Genomic DNA, 25,269 nt, shown 5'->3' with positions numbered 1-25,269 from the left:
GGGGCCCCGGGCACCGGGTTCGGTGCCGGGGCCCCGGTCCCTCAGTTGCCGGCCGGATCCGGTACGAGCCCGTCCGCCACGAGTCCCGCGAGAACCGCCGCGCTCAGGGACTGCACTGCGGACAGCGGACGGACCATCACGGTGAACTCCTGGATCCTGCCCTCATCGTCGAACTGGAGCAGGTCGATACCGTGAATCTCCTTGCCGCTCACGGACGCCTTGAAGAGCAGGATCTCCGAGGGGACCTGGACGTCGTCCGCGCTGGTCAGCGCCTCGCCCTCGAACTGTCCGATGTAGCGGAAGTTCTCGAACGTGCGCAGGAGCACGCCGAAGAGTCCGAGGACCATCGCCCTGCCCTCGAAGGGGGTGAACTTCACCGGGCTGAAGAAGCGGACGTTCTCGGTGAACAGGTCGTCCAGTGCCGCGAGATCACTCTTCTCGACGGCGGTTCGGAAGCGCTCCGTGGTTTCGGCAGCAGTCATGGCCATCTCCCCGACTCTCCTTGCTCAACAATATGACTGATCACTTTGTTGAGTATGCCGCAGCCGCTCTCGCGGCTGCGGGCGGGGGGACGAATCAGGGGCGACTCAGGCCGGCGGGTCGATGTAGCGCACGGTGACCGTGTCGAATCCGAGTGAGCCGAGCAGCCCCTGGAGCATGGAGGTGGTGTTCTTCTCCGCTCGCTGGGTGAGCCCGCTCTCCTTGGCCGCCGCGCCGATGTGCTTGGCGGCCAGCTTGTTGACCGCCTGCTCGCTTCCGGGGTTGTCGGAGAAGAAGTCACCTAGCCGGTCGAGGAGTCCGCGCTGTTTGGACACGGCGTAGGAGCGGTCCGGGTCCAGTGCGGGCTTGCCCAGCACGGCGTGCGGCAGCCGGAGTTCGGCCGTGGTGCGGTCCTCGTTCACGACGACCCCGTTCTCCGTGACCTTGCCGAGGTCCACGAAGGCGCCCACCGTGCCCGCGCCCACGTAGAGGGTCCGGGTTCCACGTATGGCGTCGGGCAGGAACTTGGCGTCCTTCTCCAGGTCGACGACGACCTGGAAGTTGCCGGAGGCCGCCTCGTACGCGCTCATGTCCTGGATCGACTTGAGGACCGCGGGGCCCGAACGGTCCGTGGTCTCCTCGCCGAAGATGTCGCCGAGCCCCGGCAGCAGGCTGAGCCGGGTGCCCAGGAGCAGCAGGACGACCGCTGCGGCACACAGGCCGACTGCTGTCAGGCACCCACGCCTGCGGGCGGGGCGGCGGGTGCTCCTGCCGTCGGGTTCTCCGGCGCTGTCTGTCCTTACGTCTGTGGACGTCATCCCTTCCGTGTGACCCGGTCCGGCGCTTTCAGTCCACCCGGCTCCAGGACTACGCCAATTCCCGTACGGGTGGTCGAGTCATGCCGTGATCACACCTGGAGGGGGAGGTCTCGCGCGGCCTGCTGCGGGTGCATGCCGTAGTCGCTGCTGTCGCCGTCCTCCGGCGTGGTCAACGATGCCGTGATGCCGCCGATGATCCCGAGGACGAGAAAGAGCACCACCAGGGCCTTGCCCGCCCCGCTCATGATCAGCGGTCTGGTGAGCGTGCGAGCGTACCGCTGGCCGACGGAGAGGTCCTCGTCGCCAAAGAGGCCCTTCGGGTAGGCCGGGGTGAGCATCAGCGCGTAGGCGATGAAACGCATCTGAAAGCGCAGGGTCGCCGCTGTCGCCTCCATGAGGGGCCTGGGCATCCGGCCCAGGATCAGCGTGATCAGCCACCAGAGGAAGGACAGCATCCACCAGCCGGACATGGCGAGGCTCTGGACGACGGCTGCCGGGATCATCAGGAGCAGCCGGAAGAACACAGCGAGGCGGTTCAGGTCGGTGGGCCGTACCTCGATCTGCACCGGATAGTCGGGGGGCGGGGTCAGGGCGAACGGCGGGTACCGGTCGACCAGGAGCATCTCGGATGCGGCCACCCGCATGCGGTAGCCGAGATATCCGGCGAGGAAGCGGAAGACCGGCTCCGGCAGCCTCCCCAGGACCAGGGCGGCGAACCAGCCGACGATCACGGTGAGCACGGCGGCGATGTGCAGGAAGAACAGCACGATGAAGTGCGGAATCAGCAGGAGCAGTCGCAGCAGAACGGTGAGCCGGCGCTGGCGCGTCGGCTCCGTGACGTCCAGGACGGGCAGGAATTCCTCCGGGTGCCCCGCGGTCCGCCCCGGGCTCCACTGTCCGTCAGCCATGTCGCTTCTCCTCGGCCGGTGATCCGTACGGCGTCGGCACGCACGGCCTCGTTCCCACGCTGGGCGCGTGGCGCCTGCCCGGCAATCGGCCGGGGCCCGAACGGGTGCCGCCGGACCCGCCGCCCCACCGGCCGGCGGTGCGCGCGGTCCGCGCCGACCGCCACTCTTGTCGTCCTCCTCCTCAGCGGCGAGTCTTCGTACGTGAGCGGCACCGAACCCGTTCGTGAAGGGAAGACATCTGTGGACACCGCTTCGTCCCTCCCCCGTAGTACCCGTGTCGGCATCGTGGGGGCGGGCCCGGCGGGGCTGCTCCTGGCCAGGCTGCTGCATGGGCACGGTGTCGACTGTGTGGTCCTGGAAAGCCGTGACCGCGCGTACGCCGAGCAGCGTCAGCGGGCCGGGATCCTGGAGCAGAGTGCCGTCGACGCCCTGCGTGCCGGCGGGGCCGGTGCGCGTCTGGACCGGGAGGGCATCCCGCACGACGGCATCGAGCTGCGTTTCGACGGACGTTCCCACCGCGTGGACTTCCCGTCGCTGACGGGTGGCAGCCGCGTGTGGGTGTACGCGCAGACGGAGGTCGTCAAGGATCTCATCGCCCTGCAGCTCGCCGAGGGCCCACCGCTGCTGTTCGAGGCGGAGGCGGTGTCGGTGTCGGGTACGGACACCGACCGGCCGGTGATCGCCTACCGCCACGGGGGCGCCGAGCGAACGCTGGATTGCGACTACGTGGTCGGCTGCGACGGCTTCCACGGCGTGACCCGTCGGTCCGTCCCCGAGGGCGTACTGCGGTCGTACTCCCGGACGTATCCCTACTCCTGGCTGGGCATCCTGGCCGATGCGCCCCCGGTGTACGACGAGTTGATCTACGCGCACTCACCGCGTGGCTTCGCGCTGGCCAGCATGCGTTCGCCCGCAGTGAGCCGGCTGTACCTCCAGGTGCCGAACGGGGAGGATCCCGCCGCCTGGTCCGACGCCAGGATCTGGGACGAGCTCGACGTCCGGCTGGCCTCGGCGGGCAGCCGGAAGCTGGAACGGGGGCCGATCACGGCCAAGTCCGTGCTGCCGATGCGGAGTCAGGTCACCGAGCCCATGAGCCACGGCCGGGTGTTCCTCGCCGGGGACGCGGCGCACATCGTGCCGCCCACCGGTGCGAAGGGGCTGAACCTCGCCGCCGCCGATGTCGTGGTCCTCGCCCGTGCGTTCGCCCATCTGGAACGGACCGGCTCCACCGAACTGCTCGACGCCTACTCCGAGACGTGCCTGCGACGCGTGTGGCGGGCCGAGCACTTCTCGTACTTCATGACGACGACGCTCCACACCGATCCGGCGCAGACCGCGTTCGAGAGCCGTCTCCAGCTCGCGCAGCTGCACAGGATCGCGGACTCGCCGCATGCGGCGGCGGAGTTCGCCGAGAACTACACGGGCTGCTTTCCCGGGTGGGCGTGATCCCGGCCGTCGGCTGGACGGCCGACGGCCGGGACCTCATGGTGCCTGGATCTCGTGGCGCCTGGATCTCATGGCGCCCGGATCTCGTGGCGCACTGGGTCACTCACTCCAGAAGGTCGGCATACGCCCCCAGAGCCAGTGCGATGTCGGCCTGCGCCCAGAACCGGTGGTAGGTGAAGACCGGCGCTGCTCCGCCGTCCAGATACGCCTGCACCTTGGGCCAGTTCGGGTCGTCCTCGTAGAAGGAGCGGATGGAGAGGAAGGTCGAGTCGTTGTTGACGGTGTCGCCGTTGGGCATGGCGCCCGTCCAGCCGCTGGGGACGTATACCGGGTCGTCGAACCGGTTGTAGTCGGCCCGGGTCTCCGGCACCGCCACACCTGCGTCGTCCTGGTAGTGACCCCACATGCCGTCGAGCAGCGCCTCGGCCGTTGCCTTCGCCTCGGTGTCACCGGACTTGGCGGCGTAGTAGGTCAGGGTCCTGGCGTAGGCCCCTGCCACCCCTACGTCGTTGGTGTAGTCGGCGACGGTGACGTGAAGACTGTCGTTGGCACCGGGACTTGACGCGTTCCAGGTGTCGGGCGCGCCCGACCACTTGAGGGTGGACGGCATGAGGTAGGTGCCGTCCGGGTTGATGGTCGTCTCGGACAGGGCCCAGTCGACCCACTTGTCGAGCACGGCCTTGGCCTGGGCGTCGCCCGACTCGTGGTAGTACTCGGCGACGCGTTCCATCGACCACGCCTGGAAGCCGAACCACTGGTTGGACGGCGGGTCGTGGTAGACGGGCTTCTCGTCGTAGTACATGCCGTAGAAGGTCGGCGTACCGGCCGGCGGCTGGGCGTAACTGCCCTTCCAGCTGTTGGTCGCGCCGCCCGCGATGGCACCCTCGTCCGACTGCAGCCACTGGTAGAAGTCCAGCTGCCGGTCCAGGCTCTTGGCCCAGTCCTGCTGCCCCGTAGCCGACTTGGGCTTGAGGTCGGCCGACGCACTCAGGGCGTAGGCGGCCATCGGGTTCTGGTATCCGCCGTGGGCGTGGCTGGAACCGATGCGCCAGGACCAGCCCGCCGAGGTGTCGGTGGCACCGCCCCAGGCGTAATACCAGGACATCAGGTAGTGCGCGCTGTCCTTGCCGCTTCCGGCCGGGCAGGCGGTCGGACCGACGCAGTTGCCGATCTTCTTGAAGTACTTGTCGAACATCGAGTAGCGCAGATAGTCACCCATCTTCGCCGCCTTGCCGACGGTCGCCGCGACCTCGCTCGCCTTGCCCTGCTCCTTTGCCCAGACATCGGCCCAGTAGGCGGCCTGCACGGCACGGGCGTCCGCGTCCGGAGCGTTGGTGAACTTCCACTGCTTGGCGTACGAGGCGTCCCCGGTGAACAGGTCCAGGTAGCCGTTGTCGCCGCCGTAGTTGAAGTTGTCGCAGGTCGGGTGGGTGACGGTCTCCCAGACCGACTCCTGCGGTCCGCGCTGGAAGGTGTTGATGTACGACGGTCCGGTCTCGGTGGGGCCGGCCGAGCACTTCCCTCCGGGCGTGTTGCCGAATCCGTAGACGTTGTCGACGTCCTGGATCCAGTGCATGCCGTAGATGTCGTCGGTGCCGTACGCGCTCTTCAGCTCGGCCGCGATCGGGTCCGATCCGGAGGCTGCCGATCCGTTGAGTACCGCCGGGTACTCGTTCGGGGTGTCGTGCTCGGGCGCGTAGGTTGCGGGCTTCGAGGCGTTGTAGAAGGAGTTCGTGGGCTGGTCGGCGTGGGTGGGGATCATGTACTTCTCCATGGTGGCCCACGCACCGTTGAACTTCGTCCAGTCCCCGGTGAGCTTCCCGTACATCGCCTGCAGCCAGATCAGATAGCTGTAGGCCTCCGACGTCGTCTCGTGCCCCTGGTCGGGAGCCTCGACGATCAGAGTCTCGACGGAGTGGTACGGAATGCCTTCCGACGAGAAGTAGCCGTTCGCCGGGTCGGTGATCTTCCCGTACAGCTCGAGGAAGCGCGCGTCGTACTCCTTCGCCGCGGCCAGCTGGGTGACGGTGACCTCGGCCTTGCTGTGGCCGGGGGCCGTCACGGTGAACGTCGCGGCTCCCGTACCGGAGGCGTCGGCCGAAACGGTCACCTTCTGGGCCGTGGACCAGTTCGACGGAGTGAAGCTGAGGCTCGCTCCGGCGGTGACGGAAAGACCGGAGTTGCCTGCTGTCCTGGCCACCGTGACAGTGACCGCAGACGTCGGCGCGGTGGAGAGCGCCACATTGAACGTCCCCGACTTGCCCTGCTGGACGCCCAGTTGGGCGGGTGTGGCAACGACTGCCGGCCCCGAGACGACGGTGATGCCCGCCGGCGTCGACTCGGCCGAGGCTCCGAGACTGTCGTACGCCCTCGCGTAGACGGAATGGCTACCCACGGACAGACCTGCGGCGCTGTAGGTGTAGGGGGACGTGGTGTCGGTGCCCAACAGCGTTGTGTTGTCGTAGAACTCGACCTTGCTGATCCCCGCCCCGTCCGCAGCCGCCGCGGTGGCGGCCAATGGTACGGAATTGCCGGCGGTGAAGACGGCGCCCGCCGCCGGAGAGGTGAGAACCGTGATCGGTGCCTGGTGGGCGCCCGCGCAGACCGTGCCGTTGACGGAGAAGGCGGTCGGGGCGGCGTTGGTGCCGCTGTAGCTGAACTGTGCGCCCGTGGAGACCGCGGCCCCGGCGGCGATGCCACCGTTCCAGGCGGCGTTCTTGACCGTGACGGTCTTCCCTGACTGGGACCAGGTGCCGTTCCAGCCGTTGGTGAGCTGCTGGTTGCCCGTGTAGGCGTAACTCAGGGTCCAGCCGTTGATCGCGGCGGAGCCCCGGTTGGTGACGGTGACCTCGGCGCTGAAACCGGATCCCCAGTCATTGGCCTTGTAGTCGACGCTGCACTCGACGGCCGCGGCTTGGGCCGGGGTGTTCGCAGCGGCGGTCATGCCCAGTGGGAGAGCGAGTGTGACGACGAATGCCGTCCACAGCCGTCTGGATCCGACTCCGGTTCTGGCGGATCTTCTTGGTAACCATCTTCTTCGTGCGCTTCCCGATGGCATGCGCGGGTTCCTCCTCGCGGCTCGGCGACATGGGGGGCAAGCGGGGTTGAACACAAGCCTTGAACCAGTGGGAGCGCTCCCAGCATGGAGACGAGGAAAAAGAGAGTCAAGAGACTTGAAGAGTCGAATTATTTCGATAGCAAGAGATGAGAACAGGCGTGTTGACCGACACCACTTGACGCTCTAACGTCAAGCCACACCAGTGGGAGCGGTTCCATCAGTCGACGTGCCGTAGGGGGCGCGCCCGATCTGCAAGGAGTCGCTCATGCGACACCCCCCGCACTTAGCGCACCTGTTCAGGCTGCTCCTCGGAGCAGTGCTCGCCACGGCCGGCCTCGTTGCCGCACCCATGGTGACGGCCTCCGGATCCGCCCCCGCGCACACGGTGGAACACAGCACTGTGAGTCAGCGGGACGGCGGTTTCCAGGGATCCGTCATGCTCACCGACCTGGGTGCGGCGAGCAGTACGGTCACCGCGGCGAGCGAGAGCGGGAACGGAGCACTCGCGAACGGCGCGAGCGTCACCGCCGGCTTCCTGGCGTCCGGTACGGGGTCCGGGTCCACACCCGGTGCGTTCGGGCTCAACGGCACGCTCTGCACAGCGGATCCGGACCCGGATCCGACCGATCCCACTGATCCGGCCGAACCGCGCGCCGCTGCCGGAGGACCGCCCCGACCGAAGGTCTCCGGCAATCAGCTCGTCGACGAGAACGGCGCGACCCGCCGCATCCTCGGCGTCAACCGCTCCGGCGGCGAACTCATGTGCGTGCACGGCCGTGGCAATCACGACGGCCCGGTCGACGACGCCTGCGTACGGACGATCGTCGACCGGAAAGCCAACACCGTCCGAATCCCTTTGAACGAGGAGTGCCGGCTGGGCCTGGACACGAGAGACCCGCGGTATGCGGGCGAGAACTCCATCAGCGCCGTGAAGGACCTGTCCCACGGGTCAGGGAGCACGGCATGACACCCGTGGTCGAACCGCACCGGACCTGGGGCAGTACACCGGAACTCGGCGGACTGCCAAGACCTTCAGGCCAGTTGCCGGAAGCCGATGCACAACTCCCGCTGTACACCGCACTTCTGGTCCTCGGTCGTCTCGGCCCTCAAGGACGATCCGACCGAGCTGTTCGGGTCATGCAGTGGTTCGACGACCGCGGGCTCTCCCCGCTCGGATGGACCCGGAACACCTGGGACCGCTCCACAGGCCCGTCCTTGATCAGCGACTACGACGGTACCCCCACCCCGTACGGAATCGGGCTGCGCGATCATCTGCGCGCCCTCGACAGTTGAGGAAACGGAATTCGTATGAGCCGCACGAGCCGCACCACCCTGCGCCGATCACGAACAGCACTCATAGCGGCGGGAGCACTTGTCGCCGCAGCCGCCGGCTCCGCAGCGGCGGCAGCACCCTTCGGGGCCTCGGCTGCCGCGGCGGCGGGATGCACCGTCGACTACAAGATCCAGAACCAGTGGAACGGCGGACTCACGGCCGCCGTGAGCGTGACGAACACGGGTGACGCCCTCTCCGCCTGGCAGCTCGAATGGTCCTTCGCCGGCGGCGAGAAGGTCAGCCAGGGCTGGAACGCCACCGTGACGCAGAGCGGCGCTGCCGTCACCGCCAAGAACCTCTCCTACAACGGCGCCCTCGCCTCCGGAGCCTCCACCTCCTTCGGGTTCAACGCCACGGGCAACGGAAACAGCACCGTGCCCGCGACCTTCAAGCTGAACGGCGTCACCTGCAACGGGGCCACGGGTCCGACCGACCCGCCGGACCCGACGGATCCGCCCACCGATCCTCCGGCGGGCAGCCGTGTCAACAACCCGTACCAGGGCGCCAAGGTCTACGTGAACCCGGAGTGGTCGGCGAAGGCCGCCGCGGAGGCGGGTGGCTCCCGGGTGTCCAACCAGCCGACGGGTGTCTGGCTCGACCGGATCGCCGCGATCGAGGGCGCCAACAACGGAATGGGCCTGCGCGACCATCTGGACGCGGCCCTGACGCAGAAGGGCTCGGGCGAACTCGTCGTCCAGCTCGTCATCTACAACCTGCCCGGGCGTGACTGCTCGGCGCTCGCCTCCAACGGTGAGCTCGGCCCCACGGAGATCGGCCGCTACAAGACGGAGTACATCGACCCGATCGCGGCGATCCTCGGCGACGCGAAGTACGCGGGGCTGCGCATCGTCACCACGGTCGAGATCGACTCGCTGCCGAACCTCGTGACCAACACCGGCAGCCGCCCCACCGCGACTGCTGCCTGCGACGTGATGAAGGCCAACGGCAACTACCAGAAGGGCGTCGGCTACGCGCTGAACAAGCTCGGTGACGTGCCCAACGTCTACAACTACATCGACGCGGGGCACCACGGCTGGATCGGCTGGGACGACAACTTCGGCGCGACCGCCGACATCTTCAAGGTGGCGGCGACGACCGAGGGCGCGACCGTCAACGACGTACACGGCTTCATCACCAACACGGCCAACTACGGCGCGACGAAGGAGGACAACTTCTCCATCGACGACTCCATCAACGGCACGTCCGTGCGTCAGTCGAAGTGGGTCGACTGGAACCGCTACACGGACGAGCAGTCCTACGCTCAGGCCTTCCGCCAGAAGCTCGTCTCGGTCGGCTTCAACTCCGACATCGGCATGCTGATCGACACCTCGCGCAACGGCTGGGGCGGCACGCAGCGGCCGACCGGACCGGGTGCGTCCACCAGCGTCGACACCTACGTGGACGGCGGCCGGTACGACCGGCGCATCCACCTGGGCAACTGGTGCAACCAGGCCGGAGCCGGTCTCGGCGAACGGCCGAAGGCCGCCCCCGCGGCCGGGATCGACGCGTACGTCTGGATGAAGCCGCCGGGTGAGTCCGACGGCTCCAGCAAGGCGATCCCGAACGACGAGGGCAAGGGATTCGACGGGATGTGCGACCCGACCTATGCCGGTAACGCACGCAACGGCAACAACCCGTCCGGAGCACTGGGCGACGCCCCGGTTTCCGGACACTGGTTCTCCGCCCAGTTCCAGGAGCTCATGAAGAACGCCCACCCGGCGCTCTAGTTTCCACGTCGGCCGGTTCCGGACGCTCCCCCGCCCGGGCCCGGCCGACGGCTCCACATCCGACCGATAAGGGCGCGTCCGCGGGCAGCCGACGCGGACGCGCTCCGGCCGGAAGACACCTTGGCGGGAACCGTCTTGGCGGTCCTGGCCCCGGACCTGTTCCTGGTACCCGTCTTCGCAGCGGCTCCGACACCGGCCTTCGTCCTGATACCGGCCTTGCTGCCGGCACCGGTCCTGGCACCGGCCTTGCTCTTGGTGCCCGGCTTGCCCTTGGCCCCGGTCCGGTCCACGGCCTTCCTCGCGGGTTTCGTCCTTGCCGCGTCCTCCGCGGGCGGCACATCGGAAAGGGCGTGGTAGCGGTGGCTGATCCGCCGGCCCACCAGCGCGTAGCCGAGCAGAGCGCCGCTCGTATTGAGGATCACGTCGTCGACATCGAAGGCCCGCCCGGCAACGAGCGCCCCCTGCGTGAGCTCGACGACCGCCATCACCAGCCCGGTCAGCAGGACCATCCGGATCATCCGCAGCCGGCGTGGCACCAGGATCGGCAGCAGGACACCGAAGGGCGCGCCGAGCAGAAGGTTGCCTCCCGCCTGTTTGCACGCGGCCAGGAAGGTGTAGTCCTGCGCGTACTGCCGCAGCGACCGCCCCGGCTGCAGGTTCGAGGTGACGATGTCCTCGGACGCCGGCGAGGGGGTCAGTGTCACCTTCGCCAGGACGACCGAGAACGCTACAAGGCTCACAAATGCTGCGACGAGCACCAGCACGCGCAGCGCAAGACGGCCCCAGCTTCGGTGTTGTGCACTACGATCCGCCTCTACAGTCATGGCGGAACGGATGCCCCCAACCCTGGCGGCCACACCCGGAGTCGGGTGCGACGATGGAGACATGAGCGCACCGGACAAGAACGAGCTGCTGGCGCAGGCCGTGCGGCTGCGTGAACAGGGCCACCCCGAACAGGCCAGGGAACGCCTGCTCTCCCTCACCGCCGACTATCCCGATGCCGTGGACGTGGCCTATCACACCGCCTGGGTCCACGATGTGCTCGGCCTGGAGGCCGAGGCCGTCCCGTACTACGAGCGCTGTCTCCAGGGCGATGCCCTCCGCGAGGAGGACCGCCGGGGAGCGCTGCTCGGGCTGGGGAGCACCTACCGGGTGCTGGGCAGGTTCGGGCAGGCCGTCGAGACGCTGCGCCGCGGTGTGTCGGAGTTCCCGGACGACGGCGCGCTGCGGACGTTCCTCTCCATGGCGCTGTTCAACACCGGCGAGCATCACGAAGCCATGCAGATTCTGCTGCGCCTCGTCGCGGAGACGAGTGACAGCCCCGGAGTGCAGAGGTACCGGCCCGCCATCGAGCACTACGCGACGGACCTCAACCAGACGATGTGAACCCGTCCCGCAGGCCGCCGGCCGACCGTACGGGAGCAAAAAAGAGCCCCGGCCGGATCGGGGGAATCCAGCCGGGGCGGCTTGTGTGCGGGGTGCGAATCTCGGTCGCCGCGTGCGGGCGCGGCCCGCTCGGTCCCACGTATATATGAACGATAAACCACCGAGGGCCGTTCCCGGGAATCGGCAGCCGCACGTGTGATCCACACCATGCTCATCAGGGATGATGTCAGCCCTTGACGTCTCCGGACGTGCCGTAGCGGCGCCGGAACTGTTCGACGCGACCGGCCGTGTCCAGCACCTGGCGGGTACCGGTGTAGAAGGGATGACTGGCCGACGAGGTCTCCACGTCGATGACCGGATAGGTGTTGCCGTCCTCCCACTCGACGCGCCGCTCGGCATCGGCGGTCGAGCGTGTCAGGAAGGCCGTTCCGGCAGCGATGTCACGGAAGACCACGGGACGGGATACGGGATGGATGCTGGACTTCATGGGCGTTCCTTCCTGAGGGACAAGGGTCCTGCCGGGCGGTGTGAGCGGTCAGCGGACCTCACGGAAGAGGACGTGCGCTCCCGCGGCCGGGTCGTACTTGCGCAGCTCGAGCCGGTCGGGGCTGTTGCGGCGGTTCTTGCGCGTCACGTAACTGTGGCCGGTTCCGGCCGTGGACCGGAGGGTGACGACGGGCCTGACCTCACTGCGTGCCATGGGCACCTCCAGACGAGAGCACCGACCCCTCCCTTAATGGGAATGGGTATCGTTTCGTTCTGGTGGGGTAACGCGGGCAGGGCCACCCGCATTCCCGGGAGCCGATCCGCCCGCCGGAACACCTGTCCGACACACATCCGTCCACCGTCACGGACACCCCGTCGGCACCCCCCTCGGACCGGGCGCCGGACAGGACCCCGGGCCGGAACGGCATCACTGATCCAACGGCTCCCGGAGCACGCATATGCCCTGATCCCCGCAGGGGTGCGCCGCGCGACGGCCCTGCGCGCGGGCGTACACACAGTCGCTCACGCCCGACGACTTGCGTCAACACCCGCGTAAAGGCAAGGGTGTTCGGCAGGACCTCACCCCCACTCGGCCGACGGCATATGCCGGAAGCAACAACGTATCGAGTGTTGCCAAATCCCTTACGGGCTCCCTCAGCCTGTGCAACAGTCGTGTTCGGTCCACCCCCATGAACCGGCCGTGCCATGCCTGTATCGGAGTACGAGATGCCGTCCCATACGTTCGCGGACCGCCCCGCCCCCCAGCCGCCCGAGCGAGATGCCGTCGAGGCGTTGATCAGCCGGACCCGACGACTGCGCGGAGACGTGGACGCCGTGCGGCGGGACACCTCGGTCATCGAGGAGGACGACCCCCAGCTGCGCTGGCAGCGCGCGCTCTGCGATCTGGCCGTCCACCAGCTCGACGACCTCGGTGAGCACCTGGGACAGCTCAAGGACGGCATTCCGGCGGAGGCGGACGACGAACCCGTCGGGGCCGCCGACGGGGACATGACGGACCTACCGCGGCCCGGCTCGCTCCTCAACAGGGTGGGCAGCGCCGAATGGAACCTGCTCACCGACGAGGTCAGCTGGTCGGACGAGCTGTACCAGATCTTCGGCAGGTCACCGGAGAAGGAGCCGCTGTCCCTGGACGAGCTGCCGTCCCTGCTCCTCGCCGAGGACCAGCCCCTGCTGATGTCGATGGTCACCGACTGCCTGGTCGACGGCAGGCCGATAGACGGCGAATTCCGGATCCTGCTGCCCGACGGCCGGGTACGCACGGTTCACATGATGGGCGAACCCGTTCTCGACGCCGACGGCTGCACCGCCTCGATGTGGGCGGTCCTGCGCGATGTCAGCAGGCTCCGGAGCAGTCAGCACCTCATGAGCCGGACCCGGGACTCGTTGCGGCGCGGACAGCAGATCGCGCGGACCGAGCACCGGATGGCCGTGGAACTGCAGGAGGCCGTGCTGCCCCCCTGGCGCGGATCACTCTCCACGCCTGGCAGGGGCTCCGGCGCTCTGGACACCGCCGCCCACTATCTTCCGTCGGAGTCGAGCAACCTCATCGGCGGCGACTGGTACGACGCGCTGCAGCTCCCTGACGGCAGGACGATGCTCACCGTCGGTGACCTGACGGGCCACGGAATCCCCGCCACCTCGGCCATGGCGATGCTGCTGGGCGCGCTGCGCGGCATGGCGCTGGCCGGCATCGAGCCGGGCGCCGTCATGGGTCATCTCAACCAGCTGATCGAATCCTCGGTCCAGCCCGTTCTGGGCAGCGCCGTGTGCTGCCGATTCGACCCGGCGACAGGCACGCTCGCCTGGGCACAGGCAGGTCACCCCGCGCCGCTGCTCTTCCGCAACGGAGTGGGGCGTCCTCTTCCGGCGCCGGACGGCGTGCTGCTCGGCGCGGCGTCCGCGGTCACCTACGAGCAGGACCATGTGACCCTGCTTCCCGGCGATGTGCTGATGCTGCACACCGACGGGCTGACACGGCAGAGGGACCGAAGTGCCGGCCCGGACGCGCTGCTGGGCCTGGCCCCTCGGTTCGCGCAGGCCCGCACGGCGCAGGACTGCGTAAGGACTGTCGTCGAGGAGTTCGGCGGAACCGAACGGCTCGACGACGCATGTGTGCTGGTGGCCCGCGTCGGGGCATGAGGAATCGCGGGGCGGCACGACCGCCCGTGGATGTGCTGATTCGCTGCTCCGACAAGGGCCGGACGACGGCACTGCGCCGGTCGACGGCGCCCTGGATCAGATTTGTGAGCCCCTCGGCTTCTTGGTGAACGTGCTCTGCGGCAGGGCGAGTTGGATCTCCTCGCGAAGGTCCTCGATCTTGGCGTACCCCGCGAACTGACCCGTGAGCCGGTACATCTCGCGCAGGCGGTCCCACGTGCGGTGCGAGGAAGTCTCCCCCATCGACACCAGGGCGAGCCGTGCGTACCGGTCGGCCTGCTCGGGGTCGTCGGCGATGAAGCAGGCCGACGCCAGCGAGATGTAGTCGAAGATCTTGGACCGCTGACGACCGTTTATACGGAGCTCGAGCGCCTGCTTCGCGTGGCGCTGGGCCGTGCCGGCCGCAGCCGGATCGTGCTCCGCGAGCGTACGGAACGCCAGGGCCTGCATGCCGTGCATGTCCGCCTCGTCGAACATCTGCATCCAGCTCGGGGGCGGCACATCACCCTTGTCCGAGACGAAGAGCTCCTCGGCCTCGCCGAGCGTGCGCCGCATGGCCTGCCCACGCCCCATGGACGCCTGGGCCCATGCCTCGATGGTGTGCAGCATCGCCTGTGTGCGGGGCAGAGTCTCCTCCCCCGAACCGGACTTGGCGAGCTTCATCAGGTCCAGGGCGTCGTCCGGACGGCCCAGATGAACCATCTGGCGTGCCGCGCGGGAGAGAGCTTCGCCGGCCCTCGGCCGGTCTCCCCCCTCGCGCGCCGCATGCGCGGCGATGACGAAGTACTTCTGGGCGGTGGGTTCGAGGCCGACGTCGTGGGACATCCAGCCCGCGAGGACGGCGAGGTTGGCGGCGACGCCCCACAGGCGGCGCTGCAGATGGTCGGGGTGGTGGTAGGCGAGCATGCCTCCCACCTCGTTGAGCTGGCCCACGACGGCCTTGCGCTGAAGCCCTCCGCCGCGTGAGGCGTCCCAGGCACGGAACACCTCGACCGAGCGCTCGAGGGCCTCGATCTCCTCGGATCCGATGGGGGCGGCCTCGTACCGGTCGAAGCCGGCCGTGTCGGCGTACATGGGGTCGTTGAGGCCGGCTGCCTTGGCCGCCGGGGCGGGGTCGGAATGCAGCCAGTCGTGCATGGCGCCTGTGATGGCTGAGCCAGCGGCGAGCGCGGCGCCCGCGCTCACCAAGCCGCGTCGGTTGAGCATGAGGTCCATTCCCGTGAATTCGGTGAGGACCGCTGCCGTCCGTTCGGGCGCCCACGGCATTCCGTCGGGATTCTTCTCCGTCCCGGTGTTCTGCCGTTTCCCCACACGCCCGCGTCGGCCGAACCCGAGGTCCTCGATGGTCACGACACGGCCGAGCCGCTCGGTGAACAGAGCTGCCAGCACTTCGGGCACGGGATCCCGGGGGGACTCCCCCATGTCGATCCAGCGCCTGACCCGCGAGGTGTCGGTGGCCAGCTGGAGGTGGCCCATGGCCGCCGCCTGCCGGTTCACCATTCTCGCTAGCTCCCCCTTGGACCATCCGGCCAGGCCGAACAGATCAGAAAGGCGGGTGTTGGGTTCTCCGGTCACGTCAAGCCCCCAGGTTCTCGGCTGACTTGACACTAACCCGCTGTCAGATGCTGAGTGACTATTCGCCAGGCTTCGCCAGGGTGCGCCAGATGGTCCACTACCCGTTACCCGGTGTCAGGTAGGAGTGCGCCACCCCGCCCGGCAGCCCTAGGTACTCCCCAGGGTGCCGAACGGCCGCCGGCCGGGGCGGCGCACGTAACTTGTCGGCGCACGAAGGGATCTGTCTCGCCCATGTACACAGCATCGTCCTCCGTGTCCGCCCCACCCCGCGCGTTCCGCCCCATGGGTGCGGGCGGCGGGCCGTATCTCGACCCCAACGCCGCGTCGCCGGCGTCCGGCATGGGTCGGACCCGGCGGGCGGCGGGAACCGGCACCCAACCGCTCAGCGGCAGACTCGACTTGTCCGGCCCTCAGGGTGCGCAGCTGAGGATGGCCATCGCCTCGGTGCACCGCATCTGTCCGGAGTTCAATCCGGTCCAGGTGCTGCGTCGCAGTGGGCGCTCGGTGCTCATCGTCGGCACCACCGGCCGTGCGACCGCGGTGGCCAAGTGCTTACTGGACCACTCCCCCGTGTGGACCGAGCGGTTCCGGCACGAAATAGCTGCGTACCGCGCCTTCGTCAGGCATCGCCCACCGGTTCGGGTCCCCCGGCTCATCGCAGCCGACCCCGAGAACTGCACGCTGGTGATCGAGCGGATGCCCGGCCGGGTCGCGGCGCTGACGAGGCACCCCGCGGAGGCACCGCCCCGGGCGGATGTGCGGGCGGCCCTCGGAGCGGTCAGCAGGATCAATGCCTGGCGGCCTCCGGCGGGTCTGTTCGACGCACCGCTGGACTACGCCTCACGCATCGCCAGGTATCACGAGTTGGGACTCTTCACCGACCGTGATCTGGGCGACCTGCAGAAGTTGTTGCACGGTCTGGCCCACGCGAGCGGCCGGGGGGGCATGGGCCAGTTCTGTCACGGTGACGCGCTGCTCTCCAACATCCTGCTGCCGCCCACCGGCCCGGTTCTGGTCGACTGGGAGCACGCCGGCTGGTACCTGCCCGGCTACGACCTGGCGACGCTCTGGACCGTACTCGGTGACGCCCCGGCGGCGCGCCGCCAGATCAGCCAGCTGGCGCAGGCCCCGGGCGCCGCGGCACGTGATGCGTTCCTGGTGAACCTCATGCTCGTACTGACCCGGGAGATCCGGACGTACGAGACCGCCGTCCAGCGTGCGATGCGCGAAGGGGCGCCGTCGGGTGGCGGCCAGGCCCGGCAGGGCGCGCTCTCCTCGGGCGAGGAACAGCGGCTGCTGCTGCGCAGGTTGCACGACGACTGCGCCATGGCGCGGCGCGCCGTGCGTGCCGCGGTGGGCACTCGCTGAGCGTGCCGGGCCGGAGAACCTGACCGACGGGGGACGACTGCTGCGGGACCGGTGCCGACACGCCGGTCCCGCAGCATGCTGAGCGGGTTGTGCTCAGCGCACCCGTTCCACATCCACGTCGGACGCCTTCACGAACGCGATCCGGTGCCCGATCTGCACCGTCAGGTACTTCTGCGCGCCGGGGAAGTAGGTGTGGTCGTAGGGCTTCGACGCGTCGATCGTCGGCGCGTAGTAGTAGCCGGTGGGTGCCTCGCCTCCGCCGGGGAATGCCTGCCCCGCCTTGATCGTGTACACGAGGGGTGTGCCCACCGTCGGCTTCACGAAGTCCGAGGGGTACTCCCCCTTTTCCGGGTACGCCACTCCGTACACCGGCACCTCGGTCCTGCCCGCCTTCGGCCTGACGACGAGGCCGGACGTGGGAACGGTGACCCGGGTACCGCCCGGAGTGCGGAACCACGCCTTCTGGCCGTACCACCAGATCGCCGTCCAGCCCGGGGCCCGTTCCGCGACGACGGCCTGCTGGGTCGCGCTGATCTTGCTGCCCCAGTCGGCTGCGCAGTTGGTGCCCGCCGACCCGTCCGGGTGCAGCCCGGGGTCGGAGAAGAGCGGCGCATCGTCGGAGGGCCCGGTGTGCAGCGGGACCGCGCTGCTCCCCTGCGACGGCAGGTCGACGCCCTTCTCGCAGTCGCGGAACGCCTGCTCGTTCCTGGCGAAGTCGGGGCTGACCGTGACCAGTTCGCTGTCCTTGGGTGCACTGGGCACGGCCGGTCTGCCGAGCAGGGCCATGAAGCGGTTCCAGTCCCAGTACGGGCCCGGGTCCCAGTGCATGTTCCTCGTGCCGGCCGCGCTGGTCGGCGGCACACCGTCGTGGCCGAGGATGTGCTGCCGGTCGAGCGGGATGTCGTACTTCGCTGCCAGGTGACGCACGAGCCGGGCCGTGGACCGGTACATCTCCGGGGTGTACCACTTGGCGCCCTCGGCGGCGACACCCTCCTGCTCGATCCCGATGGAATGGGTGTTGAGGTACCAGTTGCCCGCCTGCCAGGCGACGTCCTTGTTCTTCACCATCTGGGTGACATGGCCGTCGGCCGAGCGCACCACGTAATGGGCGGAGGTCTGGTTGAGCGGGTTCTGGAAGATCTTCAGGGTGGTGTCGTAGTCCACCTCGGTGTCGTGCAGGACGATGAACTTGACCGCGTTGCTGTGCGGGCGGTCAGCGGTGTCGTAGTTGCCGTACGTGTCTTTGTCGGCCGGATCGCCGGTCTGCTGGTAGGCCGCCGGTACCCAGTCGCATGTGAGGCTGCGCGGACATTCCGGCCGTACCGCGTCCGCGCCGGCCTGCGTCGCGGGGGCGAGGAGCGCGACGCTCAGCGCTCCTGCGGTGGTCAGTGCGAGTGCGAGCCTGGTCCTCTGTTTGGACGTCATGACAACCCTTCCTGGGCCGGGCCCACCGGAGGCGTTCCCGAGGTGATCTCAGCATTCCGTCGTCGGCGGACACTCTGTGACGTGAGGTGTTGGTGAGTCAAGAGTGCAGCGGGGCAGGGCTCTTGGGCTTGTGTGACTATTTCGGGCTGTGCGTGCCCCGGATGGCCCAGGGGTAGTGCTGCCGCCGACAGAACCGGTCCGGGCGGACCGGGCGGAGTTCCCGAAAGGCCGACGCACACATGGCACAGCCCTTCTCCCTTCCGGACTTCTACGTGCCGTATCCGGCGCGTCTCAACCCTCATGTGGAGGCGGCCAGGAGTCATACCCGGGAGTGGGCGCGCGGGATGGGGATGCTCGAGGGGTCCGGCATCTGGGAGGAGAAGGATCTCGAGTCCCACGACTACGCGCTGCTGTGCGCGTACACCCACCCCGACTGCTCGTCCGAGGCCCTGTCCCTGGTCACCGACTGGTACGTGTGGGTCTTCTTCTTCGACGACCACTTCCTGGAACTGTTCAAGCGCACTCCGGACCGTGAGGGCGGGAAGCGGTATCTGGACCGGCTGCCCGCCTTCATGCCGATGGAGCGGGGGGCGCCGACGCCCGAACCCGCGAACCCGGTCGAGGCGGGCCTGGCCGACCTCTGGGCCAGGACCGTGCCGGCCATGTCCGACGCCTGGCGGGCCAGGTTCGCCGAGGCTACGGAGAATCTGCTCAACGAGTCCCTGTGGGAGCTCGCGAACATCAACGAGGGCCGGATCGCGAACCCCGTCGAGTACATCGAGATGCGGCGCAAGGTGGGCGGCGCACCCTGGTCGGCCGGGCTGGTCGAGTACGCGGCGAAAGCCGAGGTTCCGGCGTCGGTGGCCGACGCGCGGGCGCTGCGGGTGCTGCGGGACGCCTTCTCCGACGGGGTCCACCTGCGCAACGATCTGTTCTCGTACCAGCGTGAGGTCGAGGACGAGGGCGAGAACAGCAACGGTGTGCTCGTCCTGGAGAGGTTCCTGGGCTGCTCGACCCAGGAGGCGGCCGAGGCCGTCAACGATCTGCTGACCTCGCGGCTCCAGCAGTTCGAGAACACGGCCCTCACCGAACTCGTGCCCCTCTGCGCGGAGCAGGAGCTCACAGCCGAGGAGACGGTCGCTGTACTCGCGTACGTCAAGGGGCTTCAGGACTGGCAGTCGGGCGGCCACGAGTGGCACATGCGGTCCAGCCGCTACATGAACGGCGGTGGCACGGTCGGCGCTGTGCCGGGTTTCGGAATGGCGGCCGCCTCCATCCGCTTCACGCCCCGTTCGGAGTCGGCCCGTCTGCGCGGCCACACCCATGTGCCGTACCAGCACGTCGGCCCGTCCCTCCTGCCCGACTTCGACATGCCGTTCACCACGACGCCGAGTCCGCACCTGGACGGGGCCCGGGTACGGATCGTGGACTGGTCGCGCCGGATGGGGCTTCTGGAGGCTCAGCCGGGTGTGCCGGGTTCGCACATCTGGGACGAGGAACGGCTTGTCGCGGCCGATCTGCCGCTCTGCGCCGCGGGCCTGCACCCCGACGCCACGCCGGACGAGCTCGATCTGTCATCGCAGTGGCTGACCTGGGGAACGTACGGCGACGACTGGTTCCCCGTGGTGCACGGCCGGACGCGTGACCTCGCCGGGGCCCGGTCGGCCAACGAGCGGCTGTCCCTCTTCATGCCCTTGGACGGGACGTCCGTGCCCGAGCCGGTCAACGCCCTGGAGCGGGGGCTGGCCGACGTCTGGCGGCGGACCGTCGAGCCGATGGACGCGAGCGGGCGCCGCGCGTTCCGCGAGGCGGTCGAGTCGATGACCGCGAGCTGGCTGTGGGAGCTGGCGAACCAGGCGCAGAACCGGATCCCGGACCCGGTGGACTACATCGAGATGCGCAGGGCGACGTTCGGCTCGGATCTGACGATGAGCCTGTGCCGGCTGGGTCACGGCAGGAAGGTGCCGGACGCGGTCTACCGCAGTGGTCCCCTGCGCTCCCTGGAGAACGCGGCGTCGGACTACGGCGCTCTCGTCAACGACCTGTTCTCGTACCAGAAGGAGATCGAGTACGAGGGCGAGGTGCACAACGGCGTCCTGGTCGTGCAGAACTTCTTCGGAGTGGACTATCCGACGGCCGTGTCGATCGTGGACGATCTGATGAATTCGCGGATGCGCCAGTTCCAGCACATCGCCGAACGGGAACTCCCGGTGCTGTACGACGACTTCGGCCTGGACGCGGAGGCGCGGGAGGTCCTCGCGGGCTATGTCGTGGAGTTGCAGCACTGGATGGCGGGGATCCTGATCTGGCACCGGGACTGCCGGCGCTACCGCGAGGAGGACCTGCGGCGGGGCACCGGTACCCCGTGGCATCTCGGCGGGCCCACGGGGTTCGGTACCTCGGCGGCCCGGGTGACGCAGCTGCTGACGACGCAGGGACGTTTCAGCCCTGCTGGAACAGCTCCGCCGGCAATGGCTTCAGCAGCGCGTACAGATCGTCCGTGATCGGCCGGTCCCAGCTGGCGATGGTGACCAGCACGCCGTCGCTCCGGTCGAACTGGACGCAGGAGATACGGCTCTCCGAGAGCTTGACCCTGCGCACGATCAGAAGGCCGTCCCCCTGCATGACGGGGACGTCCTCGGTGCCGGTCACCTCGACCGGCTCGTCGTTCTCGAGCGCGAGGAGGAGCTGGGCGACCTCGAACGGGACCTGGCCCTCCTCGGTCTCGCGGGCGGGCGACCCCTCCGGCAGATTGCCGATGATCATCGCCGGGCCGCGGCCGCCGAACAGGTCGTAGCGCAGAAAGACGCCCTGACAGCTCCCGTCGGGAGCGGGGAGCAGACCGGCGCCGAGGTTGCCGGGCCAGTCCCCCGGATCCATGGCCAGGACGTCGAAGTCCGGGCCCGCGGGTGTGGCGGCGCTACGGCGGCGGAGGAAGGACATGCAGCCATGTTACGTGTCCCGGCTCACGTTGCGGAGCCGGGCACTCCCTAAGCGGACTCCGCGGCCAGCGCTTCCAGCAGCGCGACGGCTTCGGTCGCACGCGCGTACGGAACGAACAGGTGGTCGTGGTGGAATCCCGCGACAACGTTGCAGCTCACCCCCGCGTCGGTGAGGGCCAGCGAGACCGCGGCGGTCAGGCCGACGGCTTCCAGTGAAGAGTGCACCCGGAGGGTGATCCAGCCCGCGACGAAGTCGTGGGCCAGTCCGGACTCCAGCGCCTGCGCCTCGGGTACCACCAGGGTCAGCCCCTCGCGCTCGCTGACGGCGACCACCGGGGTCACACCGCCGGGCACCTCACCGTCCGGCACCGTCGTGAAGACGTAGCGGCCGGGATTCAGCTCCGGTCGCATGCCGTGCAGCAGTTTTCGCAGATCGCGCTCGCCGGTCATGGGGGCAACGTTACGGCTCCCGTGTGCGGTGCCGCTCGTGGTGACGGCACCCGCACGGACGCCGCGGCACGGCTCACACGAGGTCGAATTCGCCGTCCCGCGCGTTGATCACGAAGGCCCGCCACTCGGCCGGGGTGAAGATCAGCGAGGGGCTGCCGGGTCTACCGGCGTTGCGCATCGCTATAAATCCCTCCACGAAGGCGATCTGGACATCACCCGCGCCCTGGCTGCCCGACCGCCAGTCCGCGTTACTGAGGTCGAGCTCCGGCTTGTCCCAGCCGGCGAACTGCTGGCGGCCGGTGGCGCTCTCCGTCACGGCTTCTCCTCACGCTCGTCGTCCGGCCAAAGCCTAGCCACCGCCGACGGCCCGGGACAGGGCGCGGCAGGGCCCGGCGTCATGCGCCGGGCATCGGCGGCGGCGGATCGAGTAAGCCATTCAGGCACGCCATGTATCCATACGCTCACCTTGCGTGGCAGCGGGGGGTCATCGCCCATAGCTTCAGCTCATGAGGAAAAAACACATCAAATGCCTGGTAGGCATCACTGTCATCACGGCTACGACAATGGGCGCGGCAGTGGTTCCGTCCTCGGCAGCCGCACCGCGAGAGCACGTGGTCCGGCCCGGCGGTTCGATCCAGAAGGCGGTGAACGCCGCGGGACCCGGCGGCACCGTCGTCGTCCTGCCCGGTACCTATCGTGAGAGCGTCCTGATCACGAAGCCGGGGCTGACGCTGCGCGGCACCGGTGGCAAGACCGTCATCATGCCGGCCAAGGCGACGAAGACGACCAAGAAGACCAAGGCCGCCAACGCGTGCGCGGCGGGCGGCAACGGTATCTGCGTCGTGGGCACCAAGACCCGGATCGTCGAGGACGTCCACATCCGGTCCCTGACCGTTTCCGGCTTCAAGAAGAGCGGCGTCTGGGCCTCCTGGACCGACGGACTGGCCGTCCACCGGGTGACAGCCAAGAACAACGGCACCTGGGGCATCGCCCAGGAGCGTTCGACGCGTGGGGACTTCCGGCGCAACACCGCCACCGCCAACGGTGACGCGGGGATCTTCATCGCGAACTCGGTCAGCGAGGAGGGCGGCGCCACCGACACCCGTGGGACCGAGGTCCAGAACAACACCCTGCGCGGGAACCGCATCGGCGTCACCGCCCGGCGGGTCAGGAACCTCCTGATCGACGGCAACCTCATCAGCGGCAACTGCAGCGGGGTCTTCGTCGTGGGCGACGAGTCCAAGCCCGCGGCCGGCGCGATGACCGTCAGCGGCAACCGGATCCTCAAGAACAACAAGTTCTGCGCGGCGACCCCGCGGCTGTCGGCCATCCAGGGGTCCGGCATCGTCCTCACCGGCAGCGAGGCCACGGTCGTACGGGACAACGACATCCGGAACAACGTGGGGGCCACCCCGCTCTCCGGCGGGATCCTCCTGTTCAAGAGCTTCGTGGGCGCCCTCAACACGGACAACACCGTCACCGGCAACCGCGTGCGGGGCAACAAGCCCGCAGACCTGGCCAACAGGGACACCACAGGCAAGGGCAACACCTTCACCAGCAACCAGTGCGGGACGTCCGTGCCGGCCGGAATGTGTGCCGAGTAATGGACCAGCGCCGCACAAGGAGGAACGAGACGGTATGACCACAGTGAGTCCCACCCCCGACACCACCCCTGTGGCGTCCACCATCGCCGCGCCCCTCGCCCCCACCGCCGCTCCGGCCCCGCCGCCGTCCATGCGCCTGCGGGAGCTGGCGTTCGGGGCGGCCTGCGCCGCAGCCGTACGGGCGGCGGCCCGGCTGGGCGTCGCCGACGCGCTGGGAGACACGCCCGCCTCGGCGGCGGAGCTCGCCCAGGTCGTGCACACCGAGCCCGTACCGCTGCAGCGGCTGCTGCGCGCGCTGTGCTGCTACGGCATCTTCAGCGAGAACGGGGACGGCAGGTTCGTCCACACGGAGATGTCCCGCCTGCTGCGCGAGGACGACCCGAACAGCCTGCGGTACATCTCACTGTGGTGCACGGAGCCCTGGACGTGGGAGGTCTGGCCGCGGCTCGACGACGCCGTGCGCTCCGGGACCAGCGTCTTTCCCGAGACGTTCGGCAAGGGCTTCTTCGACTATCTCCACCAGGACGCGGGCGAGTCCGCCTATGTGTTCAACCGCGCCATGACCACGTCCAGCATGCAGTCGGCGCGGGATGTCGCCGAGCTCCTCGACCTCACCGGGGTGTCCTCGGTGGTCGACATCGGTGGCGGCCAGGGGCATGTGCTCGCGAGCCTGCTGGAGAAGCACCCCACGGTCCACGGAACGCTCCTGGACCTGCCCGGTGTCGTCGCGAAGGCGGACCCCCGGCTCCGGGACGGCGGCTCACTGGCGTCGCGCGTATCGATCGTGCCCGGGGACTGCCGTGAGGACATCCCGGTCGAGGCGGATCTCTACATCATCAAGAACATCCTCGAGTGGGACGACGAGAGCACCCGCAGGACCCTGCGCAACGTGGTCGCGACGGCCCGCCCGGGCGCCCGTGTGGTGATCATCGAGAACCTGGTCGACGACACGCCTTCGATGCGGTTCACCACGGCCATGGACCTGCTGCTCCTCCTCAACGTCGGCGGCGCGAAGCACACGAGGGAGAGCCTGCTGGGCCGGATGTCCGAGGCCGGCCTCCGGGTCGGCGAGGTCCGCCCGGTCAACGCGTATCTCCACGCGTTCGAGTGCGTCGTGCCGGACTGACGTCCACGACGGTCCGCGGCACACGGAGACCGCCCCGGTTCCGGCACCCAGGTGCCGGAGCCGGGGCGGTCCTCGGTCGCGTCAGGCGCCGTCGCGCTGCCACCGGTAGAACTGCTGGGCCATCGCGTCCTTCGGACCGCGCCAGGTCTGCGGGTCGTAGGGGCTCACGAAGGCGGTGAGCCGGTCGCTGATGGCCTTGAACTCGGGGTGCTGCGTCACCTTGGCGATCTCCGGGCCCGGGGGCCGGTCGGACTCGATCAGGTGCAGGTACACGTCGCCGAACTGGAACAGGGTGCGCCTGTTGACGCCGACGAGGTGGGGAAGCTCGGTGTTGTCGGACTCGGCGAACAACTCGGCGATGTCCGGACCGGATTCAGGCGCCATCCGGGCAACGATCAGGGCGTGGTGCATCGGGCTGCCTTTCTGGTACCCGGAACGGCCGGACCGGTGTCGCGGACCGGCCGTGGGCGGGCACTGCGTCAGTTGGCCGGGACCGAGGCGGAGCGGCGCTCCCGGTCACGCTGTTCGATCTTGTCGCGGATGAGTTCCAGCTGGACGCGGGAGTTGCGGTTGATGTTGTCCGTCATCCACGCGTCGTCGACCGGTGCGTCCGGACGCATCGCGAAGTCCTGGCGCCAGCGCATCCGCGTGCCACCGGGGACCTCCGAGTACTCCCACCGGATGTCCATGTGCTGGAACGGGCCGGGCTCGACACGGCGGGCGTTCACGGTGCGCCCCGGCCGGTCGGTGGTGCGCTCCGAGACCCAGCTCCAGACCTTGCCGTTGTCGTCCGGGTGCATGGTGAGCCGGAACTTCGTCGTCTGGCCCTTCCGCTCGAGCACCTCGACGGACGCGTACTCGCTGAACAGCTGCGGCCAGTGCTCGAGGTCGTTCGTCATGTCCCAGACGAGGTCGAGAGGGGCAGCGATGGTGATCTCGTTCTCCGTGTGTCCGGACAC

General features: G+C 68.7%; 24 protein-coding genes. 10 read left to right on the top strand and 14 right to left on the bottom strand.

The window, feature by feature from the left end:
- Positions 1–41 precede the first annotated feature (41 nt).
- From ACFW9O_RS13500 to ACFW9O_RS13490, 3 genes are all read right to left on the bottom strand, one after another.
- Entirely contained in the window at positions 42–482 is a 441-nt protein-coding gene (locus ACFW9O_RS13500; RefSeq protein WP_351168139.1) for a nuclear transport factor 2 family protein, read from the bottom strand.
- A 105-nt stretch (positions 483–587) separates the two neighbouring features.
- Positions 588–1,298: a DUF4230 domain-containing protein gene (locus ACFW9O_RS13495; RefSeq protein WP_384608595.1), complete on the bottom strand. Its 711-nt coding sequence runs from the start codon at positions 1,296–1,298 to the stop codon at positions 588–590.
- A gap of 89 nt (positions 1,299–1,387) precedes the next feature.
- Positions 1,388–2,206: a DUF4389 domain-containing protein gene (locus ACFW9O_RS13490; protein ID WP_384608593.1), complete on the bottom strand. Its 819-nt coding sequence runs from the start codon at positions 2,204–2,206 to the stop codon at positions 1,388–1,390.
- 240 nt (positions 2,207–2,446) lie between these two features.
- On the opposite strand from ACFW9O_RS13490, the gene ACFW9O_RS13485 reads away from it, so the two are divergent.
- Positions 2,447–3,652, top strand: a complete 1,206-nt coding sequence (locus tag ACFW9O_RS13485) for a 4-hydroxybenzoate 3-monooxygenase (RefSeq protein ID WP_384608590.1) — start codon at positions 2,447–2,449, stop codon at positions 3,650–3,652.
- 103 nt (positions 3,653–3,755) lie between these two features.
- Here ACFW9O_RS13485 and ACFW9O_RS13480 read toward each other — a convergent pair whose 3' ends face one another.
- Positions 3,756–6,596 (bottom strand): glycoside hydrolase family 48 protein, encoded by a 2,841-nt coding sequence (locus tag ACFW9O_RS13480; protein ID WP_384608587.1) that lies wholly within the window; start codon positions 6,594–6,596, stop codon positions 3,756–3,758.
- A 514-nt stretch (positions 6,597–7,110) separates the two neighbouring features.
- Here ACFW9O_RS13480 and ACFW9O_RS13475 point away from each other — a divergent pair.
- From ACFW9O_RS13475 to ACFW9O_RS13465, 3 genes are all read left to right on the top strand, one after another.
- Positions 7,111–7,677, top strand: coding sequence for a hypothetical protein (locus ACFW9O_RS13475; RefSeq protein WP_384608585.1), 567 nt, complete (start codon positions 7,111–7,113; stop codon positions 7,675–7,677).
- Positions 7,678–7,847: 170 nt separating this feature from the next.
- The gene (locus ACFW9O_RS13470; RefSeq protein ID WP_384608582.1) at positions 7,848–8,003 is read left to right on the top strand and encodes a hypothetical protein; all 156 of its coding nucleotides are present in this window, start codon (positions 7,848–7,850) and stop codon (positions 8,001–8,003) included.
- Between the two features lie 15 nt (positions 8,004–8,018).
- Entirely contained in the window at positions 8,019–9,770 is a 1,752-nt protein-coding gene (locus ACFW9O_RS13465) for a glycoside hydrolase family 6 protein (protein ID WP_384608579.1), read from the top strand.
- On the opposite strand, the gene ACFW9O_RS13460 is transcribed toward ACFW9O_RS13465, so the two are convergent.
- The gene (locus tag ACFW9O_RS13460) at positions 9,767–10,594 is read right to left on the bottom strand and encodes a VanZ family protein (protein WP_384608576.1); all 828 of its coding nucleotides are present in this window, start codon (positions 10,592–10,594) and stop codon (positions 9,767–9,769) included. The two genes, ACFW9O_RS13465 and ACFW9O_RS13460, sit on opposite strands and share 4 nt — an antisense overlap.
- Before the next feature lie 61 nt (positions 10,595–10,655).
- On the opposite strand from ACFW9O_RS13460, the gene ACFW9O_RS13455 reads away from it, so the two are divergent.
- Positions 10,656–11,156 (top strand): tetratricopeptide repeat protein, encoded by a 501-nt coding sequence (locus ACFW9O_RS13455; protein WP_351168125.1) that lies wholly within the window; start codon positions 10,656–10,658, stop codon positions 11,154–11,156.
- 226 nt (positions 11,157–11,382) lie between these two features.
- Here ACFW9O_RS13455 and ACFW9O_RS13450 read toward each other — a convergent pair whose 3' ends face one another.
- Positions 11,383–11,643: a type B 50S ribosomal protein L31 gene (locus ACFW9O_RS13450; RefSeq protein WP_351168123.1), complete on the bottom strand. Its 261-nt coding sequence runs from the start codon at positions 11,641–11,643 to the stop codon at positions 11,383–11,385.
- A 48-nt stretch (positions 11,644–11,691) separates the two neighbouring features.
- Positions 11,692–11,856 (bottom strand): 50S ribosomal protein L33, encoded by a 165-nt coding sequence (rpmG, locus tag ACFW9O_RS13445; protein ID WP_329214432.1) that lies wholly within the window; start codon positions 11,854–11,856, stop codon positions 11,692–11,694.
- 512 nt (positions 11,857–12,368) lie between these two features.
- Between rpmG and ACFW9O_RS13440 the strand changes: the two genes are divergently transcribed.
- Complete coding sequence (locus ACFW9O_RS13440; protein WP_384608918.1) at positions 12,369–13,802, top strand: PP2C family protein-serine/threonine phosphatase; 1,434 nt, start codon at positions 12,369–12,371, stop codon at positions 13,800–13,802.
- A 96-nt stretch (positions 13,803–13,898) separates the two neighbouring features.
- Here the strand turns inward: ACFW9O_RS13440 and ACFW9O_RS13435 are convergent, their stop codons facing one another.
- Entirely contained in the window at positions 13,899–15,395 is a 1,497-nt protein-coding gene (locus ACFW9O_RS13435; RefSeq protein WP_384608572.1) for a hypothetical protein, read from the bottom strand.
- Between the two features lie 231 nt (positions 15,396–15,626).
- Here ACFW9O_RS13435 and ACFW9O_RS13430 point away from each other — a divergent pair, with 231 nt between their 5' ends.
- Positions 15,627–16,763, top strand: coding sequence for an aminoglycoside phosphotransferase family protein (locus ACFW9O_RS13430; protein ID WP_384608569.1), 1,137 nt, complete (start codon positions 15,627–15,629; stop codon positions 16,761–16,763).
- A gap of 93 nt (positions 16,764–16,856) precedes the next feature.
- On the opposite strand, the gene ACFW9O_RS13425 is transcribed toward ACFW9O_RS13430, so the two are convergent.
- Complete coding sequence (locus ACFW9O_RS13425; protein WP_384608566.1) at positions 16,857–18,188, bottom strand: N-acetylmuramoyl-L-alanine amidase; 1,332 nt, start codon at positions 18,186–18,188, stop codon at positions 16,857–16,859.
- A 239-nt stretch (positions 18,189–18,427) separates the two neighbouring features.
- Here ACFW9O_RS13425 and ACFW9O_RS13420 point away from each other — a divergent pair, with 239 nt between their 5' ends.
- Entirely contained in the window at positions 18,428–20,692 is a 2,265-nt protein-coding gene (locus ACFW9O_RS13420) for a germacradienol/geosmin synthase (RefSeq protein WP_384608563.1), read from the top strand.
- Here the strand turns inward: ACFW9O_RS13420 and ACFW9O_RS13415 are convergent.
- From ACFW9O_RS13415 to ACFW9O_RS13405, 3 genes are all read right to left on the bottom strand, one after another.
- Positions 20,631–21,131 (bottom strand): hypothetical protein, encoded by a 501-nt coding sequence (locus ACFW9O_RS13415; RefSeq protein ID WP_329214424.1) that lies wholly within the window; start codon positions 21,129–21,131, stop codon positions 20,631–20,633. The genes ACFW9O_RS13420 and ACFW9O_RS13415 overlap by 62 nt on opposite strands.
- Before the next feature lie 47 nt (positions 21,132–21,178).
- Positions 21,179–21,580 (bottom strand): ACT domain-containing protein, encoded by a 402-nt coding sequence (locus ACFW9O_RS13410; RefSeq protein ID WP_384608561.1) that lies wholly within the window; start codon positions 21,578–21,580, stop codon positions 21,179–21,181.
- Between the two features lie 73 nt (positions 21,581–21,653).
- Positions 21,654–21,896 carry a DUF397 domain-containing protein gene (locus ACFW9O_RS13405; RefSeq protein ID WP_351168109.1) on the bottom strand — a complete coding sequence of 81 codons (243 nt, stop codon included), beginning with the start codon at positions 21,894–21,896 and terminating at the stop codon, positions 21,654–21,656.
- 190 nt (positions 21,897–22,086) lie between these two features.
- On the opposite strand from ACFW9O_RS13405, the gene ACFW9O_RS13400 reads away from it, so the two are divergent.
- Positions 22,087–23,184, top strand: coding sequence for a nitrous oxide reductase family maturation protein NosD (locus ACFW9O_RS13400; RefSeq protein ID WP_384608558.1), 1,098 nt, complete (start codon positions 22,087–22,089; stop codon positions 23,182–23,184).
- Between the two features lie 34 nt (positions 23,185–23,218).
- Complete coding sequence (locus ACFW9O_RS13395) at positions 23,219–24,310, top strand: methyltransferase (RefSeq protein WP_384608555.1); 1,092 nt, start codon at positions 23,219–23,221, stop codon at positions 24,308–24,310.
- An 81-nt stretch (positions 24,311–24,391) separates the two neighbouring features.
- On the opposite strand, the gene ACFW9O_RS13390 is transcribed toward ACFW9O_RS13395, so the two are convergent.
- Complete coding sequence (locus ACFW9O_RS13390) at positions 24,392–24,721, bottom strand: TcmI family type II polyketide cyclase (protein ID WP_351172422.1); 330 nt, start codon at positions 24,719–24,721, stop codon at positions 24,392–24,394.
- A 68-nt stretch (positions 24,722–24,789) separates the two neighbouring features.
- Complete coding sequence (locus ACFW9O_RS13385) at positions 24,790–25,269, bottom strand: SRPBCC family protein (protein ID WP_384608552.1); 480 nt, start codon at positions 25,267–25,269, stop codon at positions 24,790–24,792.

It is taken from the genome of Streptomyces sp. NPDC059499, assembly GCF_042749285.1.
In the GTDB taxonomy this organism is placed as follows: Bacteria; Actinomycetota; Actinomycetes; order Streptomycetales; family Streptomycetaceae; genus Streptomyces.
The sequence above is the reverse complement of the archived record's forward strand: the minus strand, read 5'-3'. Positions and strand labels throughout refer to the sequence as shown.

Coding starts and splice junctions, on each gene's coding strand:
- ACFW9O_RS13460 (WP_384608576.1), bottom strand. CDS start 10,594: ATGACTGTAGAGGCGGATCGTAGTGCACAACACCGAAGCTGGGGCCGT.
- ACFW9O_RS13415 (WP_329214424.1), bottom strand. CDS start 21,131: ATGTCCTTCCTCCGCCGCCGTAGCGCCGCCACACCCGCGGGCCCGGAC.
- ACFW9O_RS13430 (WP_384608569.1), top strand. CDS start 15,627: ATGTACACAGCATCGTCCTCCGTGTCCGCCCCACCCCGCGCGTTCCGC.
- ACFW9O_RS13500 (WP_351168139.1), bottom strand. CDS start 482: ATGACTGCTGCCGAAACCACGGAGCGCTTCCGAACCGCCGTCGAGAAG.
- ACFW9O_RS13440 (WP_384608918.1), top strand. CDS start 12,369: ATGCCGTCCCATACGTTCGCGGACCGCCCCGCCCCCCAGCCGCCCGAG.
- ACFW9O_RS13395 (WP_384608555.1), top strand. CDS start 23,219: ATGACCACAGTGAGTCCCACCCCCGACACCACCCCTGTGGCGTCCACC.
- ACFW9O_RS13450 (WP_351168123.1), bottom strand. CDS start 11,643: ATGAAGTCCAGCATCCATCCCGTATCCCGTCCCGTGGTCTTCCGTGAC.
- ACFW9O_RS13470 (WP_384608582.1), top strand. CDS start 7,848: ATGCAGTGGTTCGACGACCGCGGGCTCTCCCCGCTCGGATGGACCCGG.
- ACFW9O_RS13455 (WP_351168125.1), top strand. CDS start 10,656: ATGAGCGCACCGGACAAGAACGAGCTGCTGGCGCAGGCCGTGCGGCTG.
- rpmG (WP_329214432.1), bottom strand. CDS start 11,856: ATGGCACGCAGTGAGGTCAGGCCCGTCGTCACCCTCCGGTCCACGGCC.
- ACFW9O_RS13400 (WP_384608558.1), top strand. CDS start 22,087: ATGAGGAAAAAACACATCAAATGCCTGGTAGGCATCACTGTCATCACG.
- ACFW9O_RS13390 (WP_351172422.1), bottom strand. CDS start 24,721: ATGCACCACGCCCTGATCGTTGCCCGGATGGCGCCTGAATCCGGTCCG.
- ACFW9O_RS13480 (WP_384608587.1), bottom strand. CDS start 6,596: ATGACCGCCGCTGCGAACACCCCGGCCCAAGCCGCGGCCGTCGAGTGC.
- ACFW9O_RS13425 (WP_384608566.1), bottom strand. CDS start 18,188: ATGACGTCCAAACAGAGGACCAGGCTCGCACTCGCACTGACCACCGCA.
- ACFW9O_RS13465 (WP_384608579.1), top strand. CDS start 8,019: ATGAGCCGCACGAGCCGCACCACCCTGCGCCGATCACGAACAGCACTC.
- ACFW9O_RS13490 (WP_384608593.1), bottom strand. CDS start 2,206: ATGGCTGACGGACAGTGGAGCCCGGGGCGGACCGCGGGGCACCCGGAG.
- ACFW9O_RS13420 (WP_384608563.1), top strand. CDS start 18,428: ATGGCACAGCCCTTCTCCCTTCCGGACTTCTACGTGCCGTATCCGGCG.
- ACFW9O_RS13495 (WP_384608595.1), bottom strand. CDS start 1,298: ATGACGTCCACAGACGTAAGGACAGACAGCGCCGGAGAACCCGACGGC.
- ACFW9O_RS13410 (WP_384608561.1), bottom strand. CDS start 21,580: ATGACCGGCGAGCGCGATCTGCGAAAACTGCTGCACGGCATGCGACCG.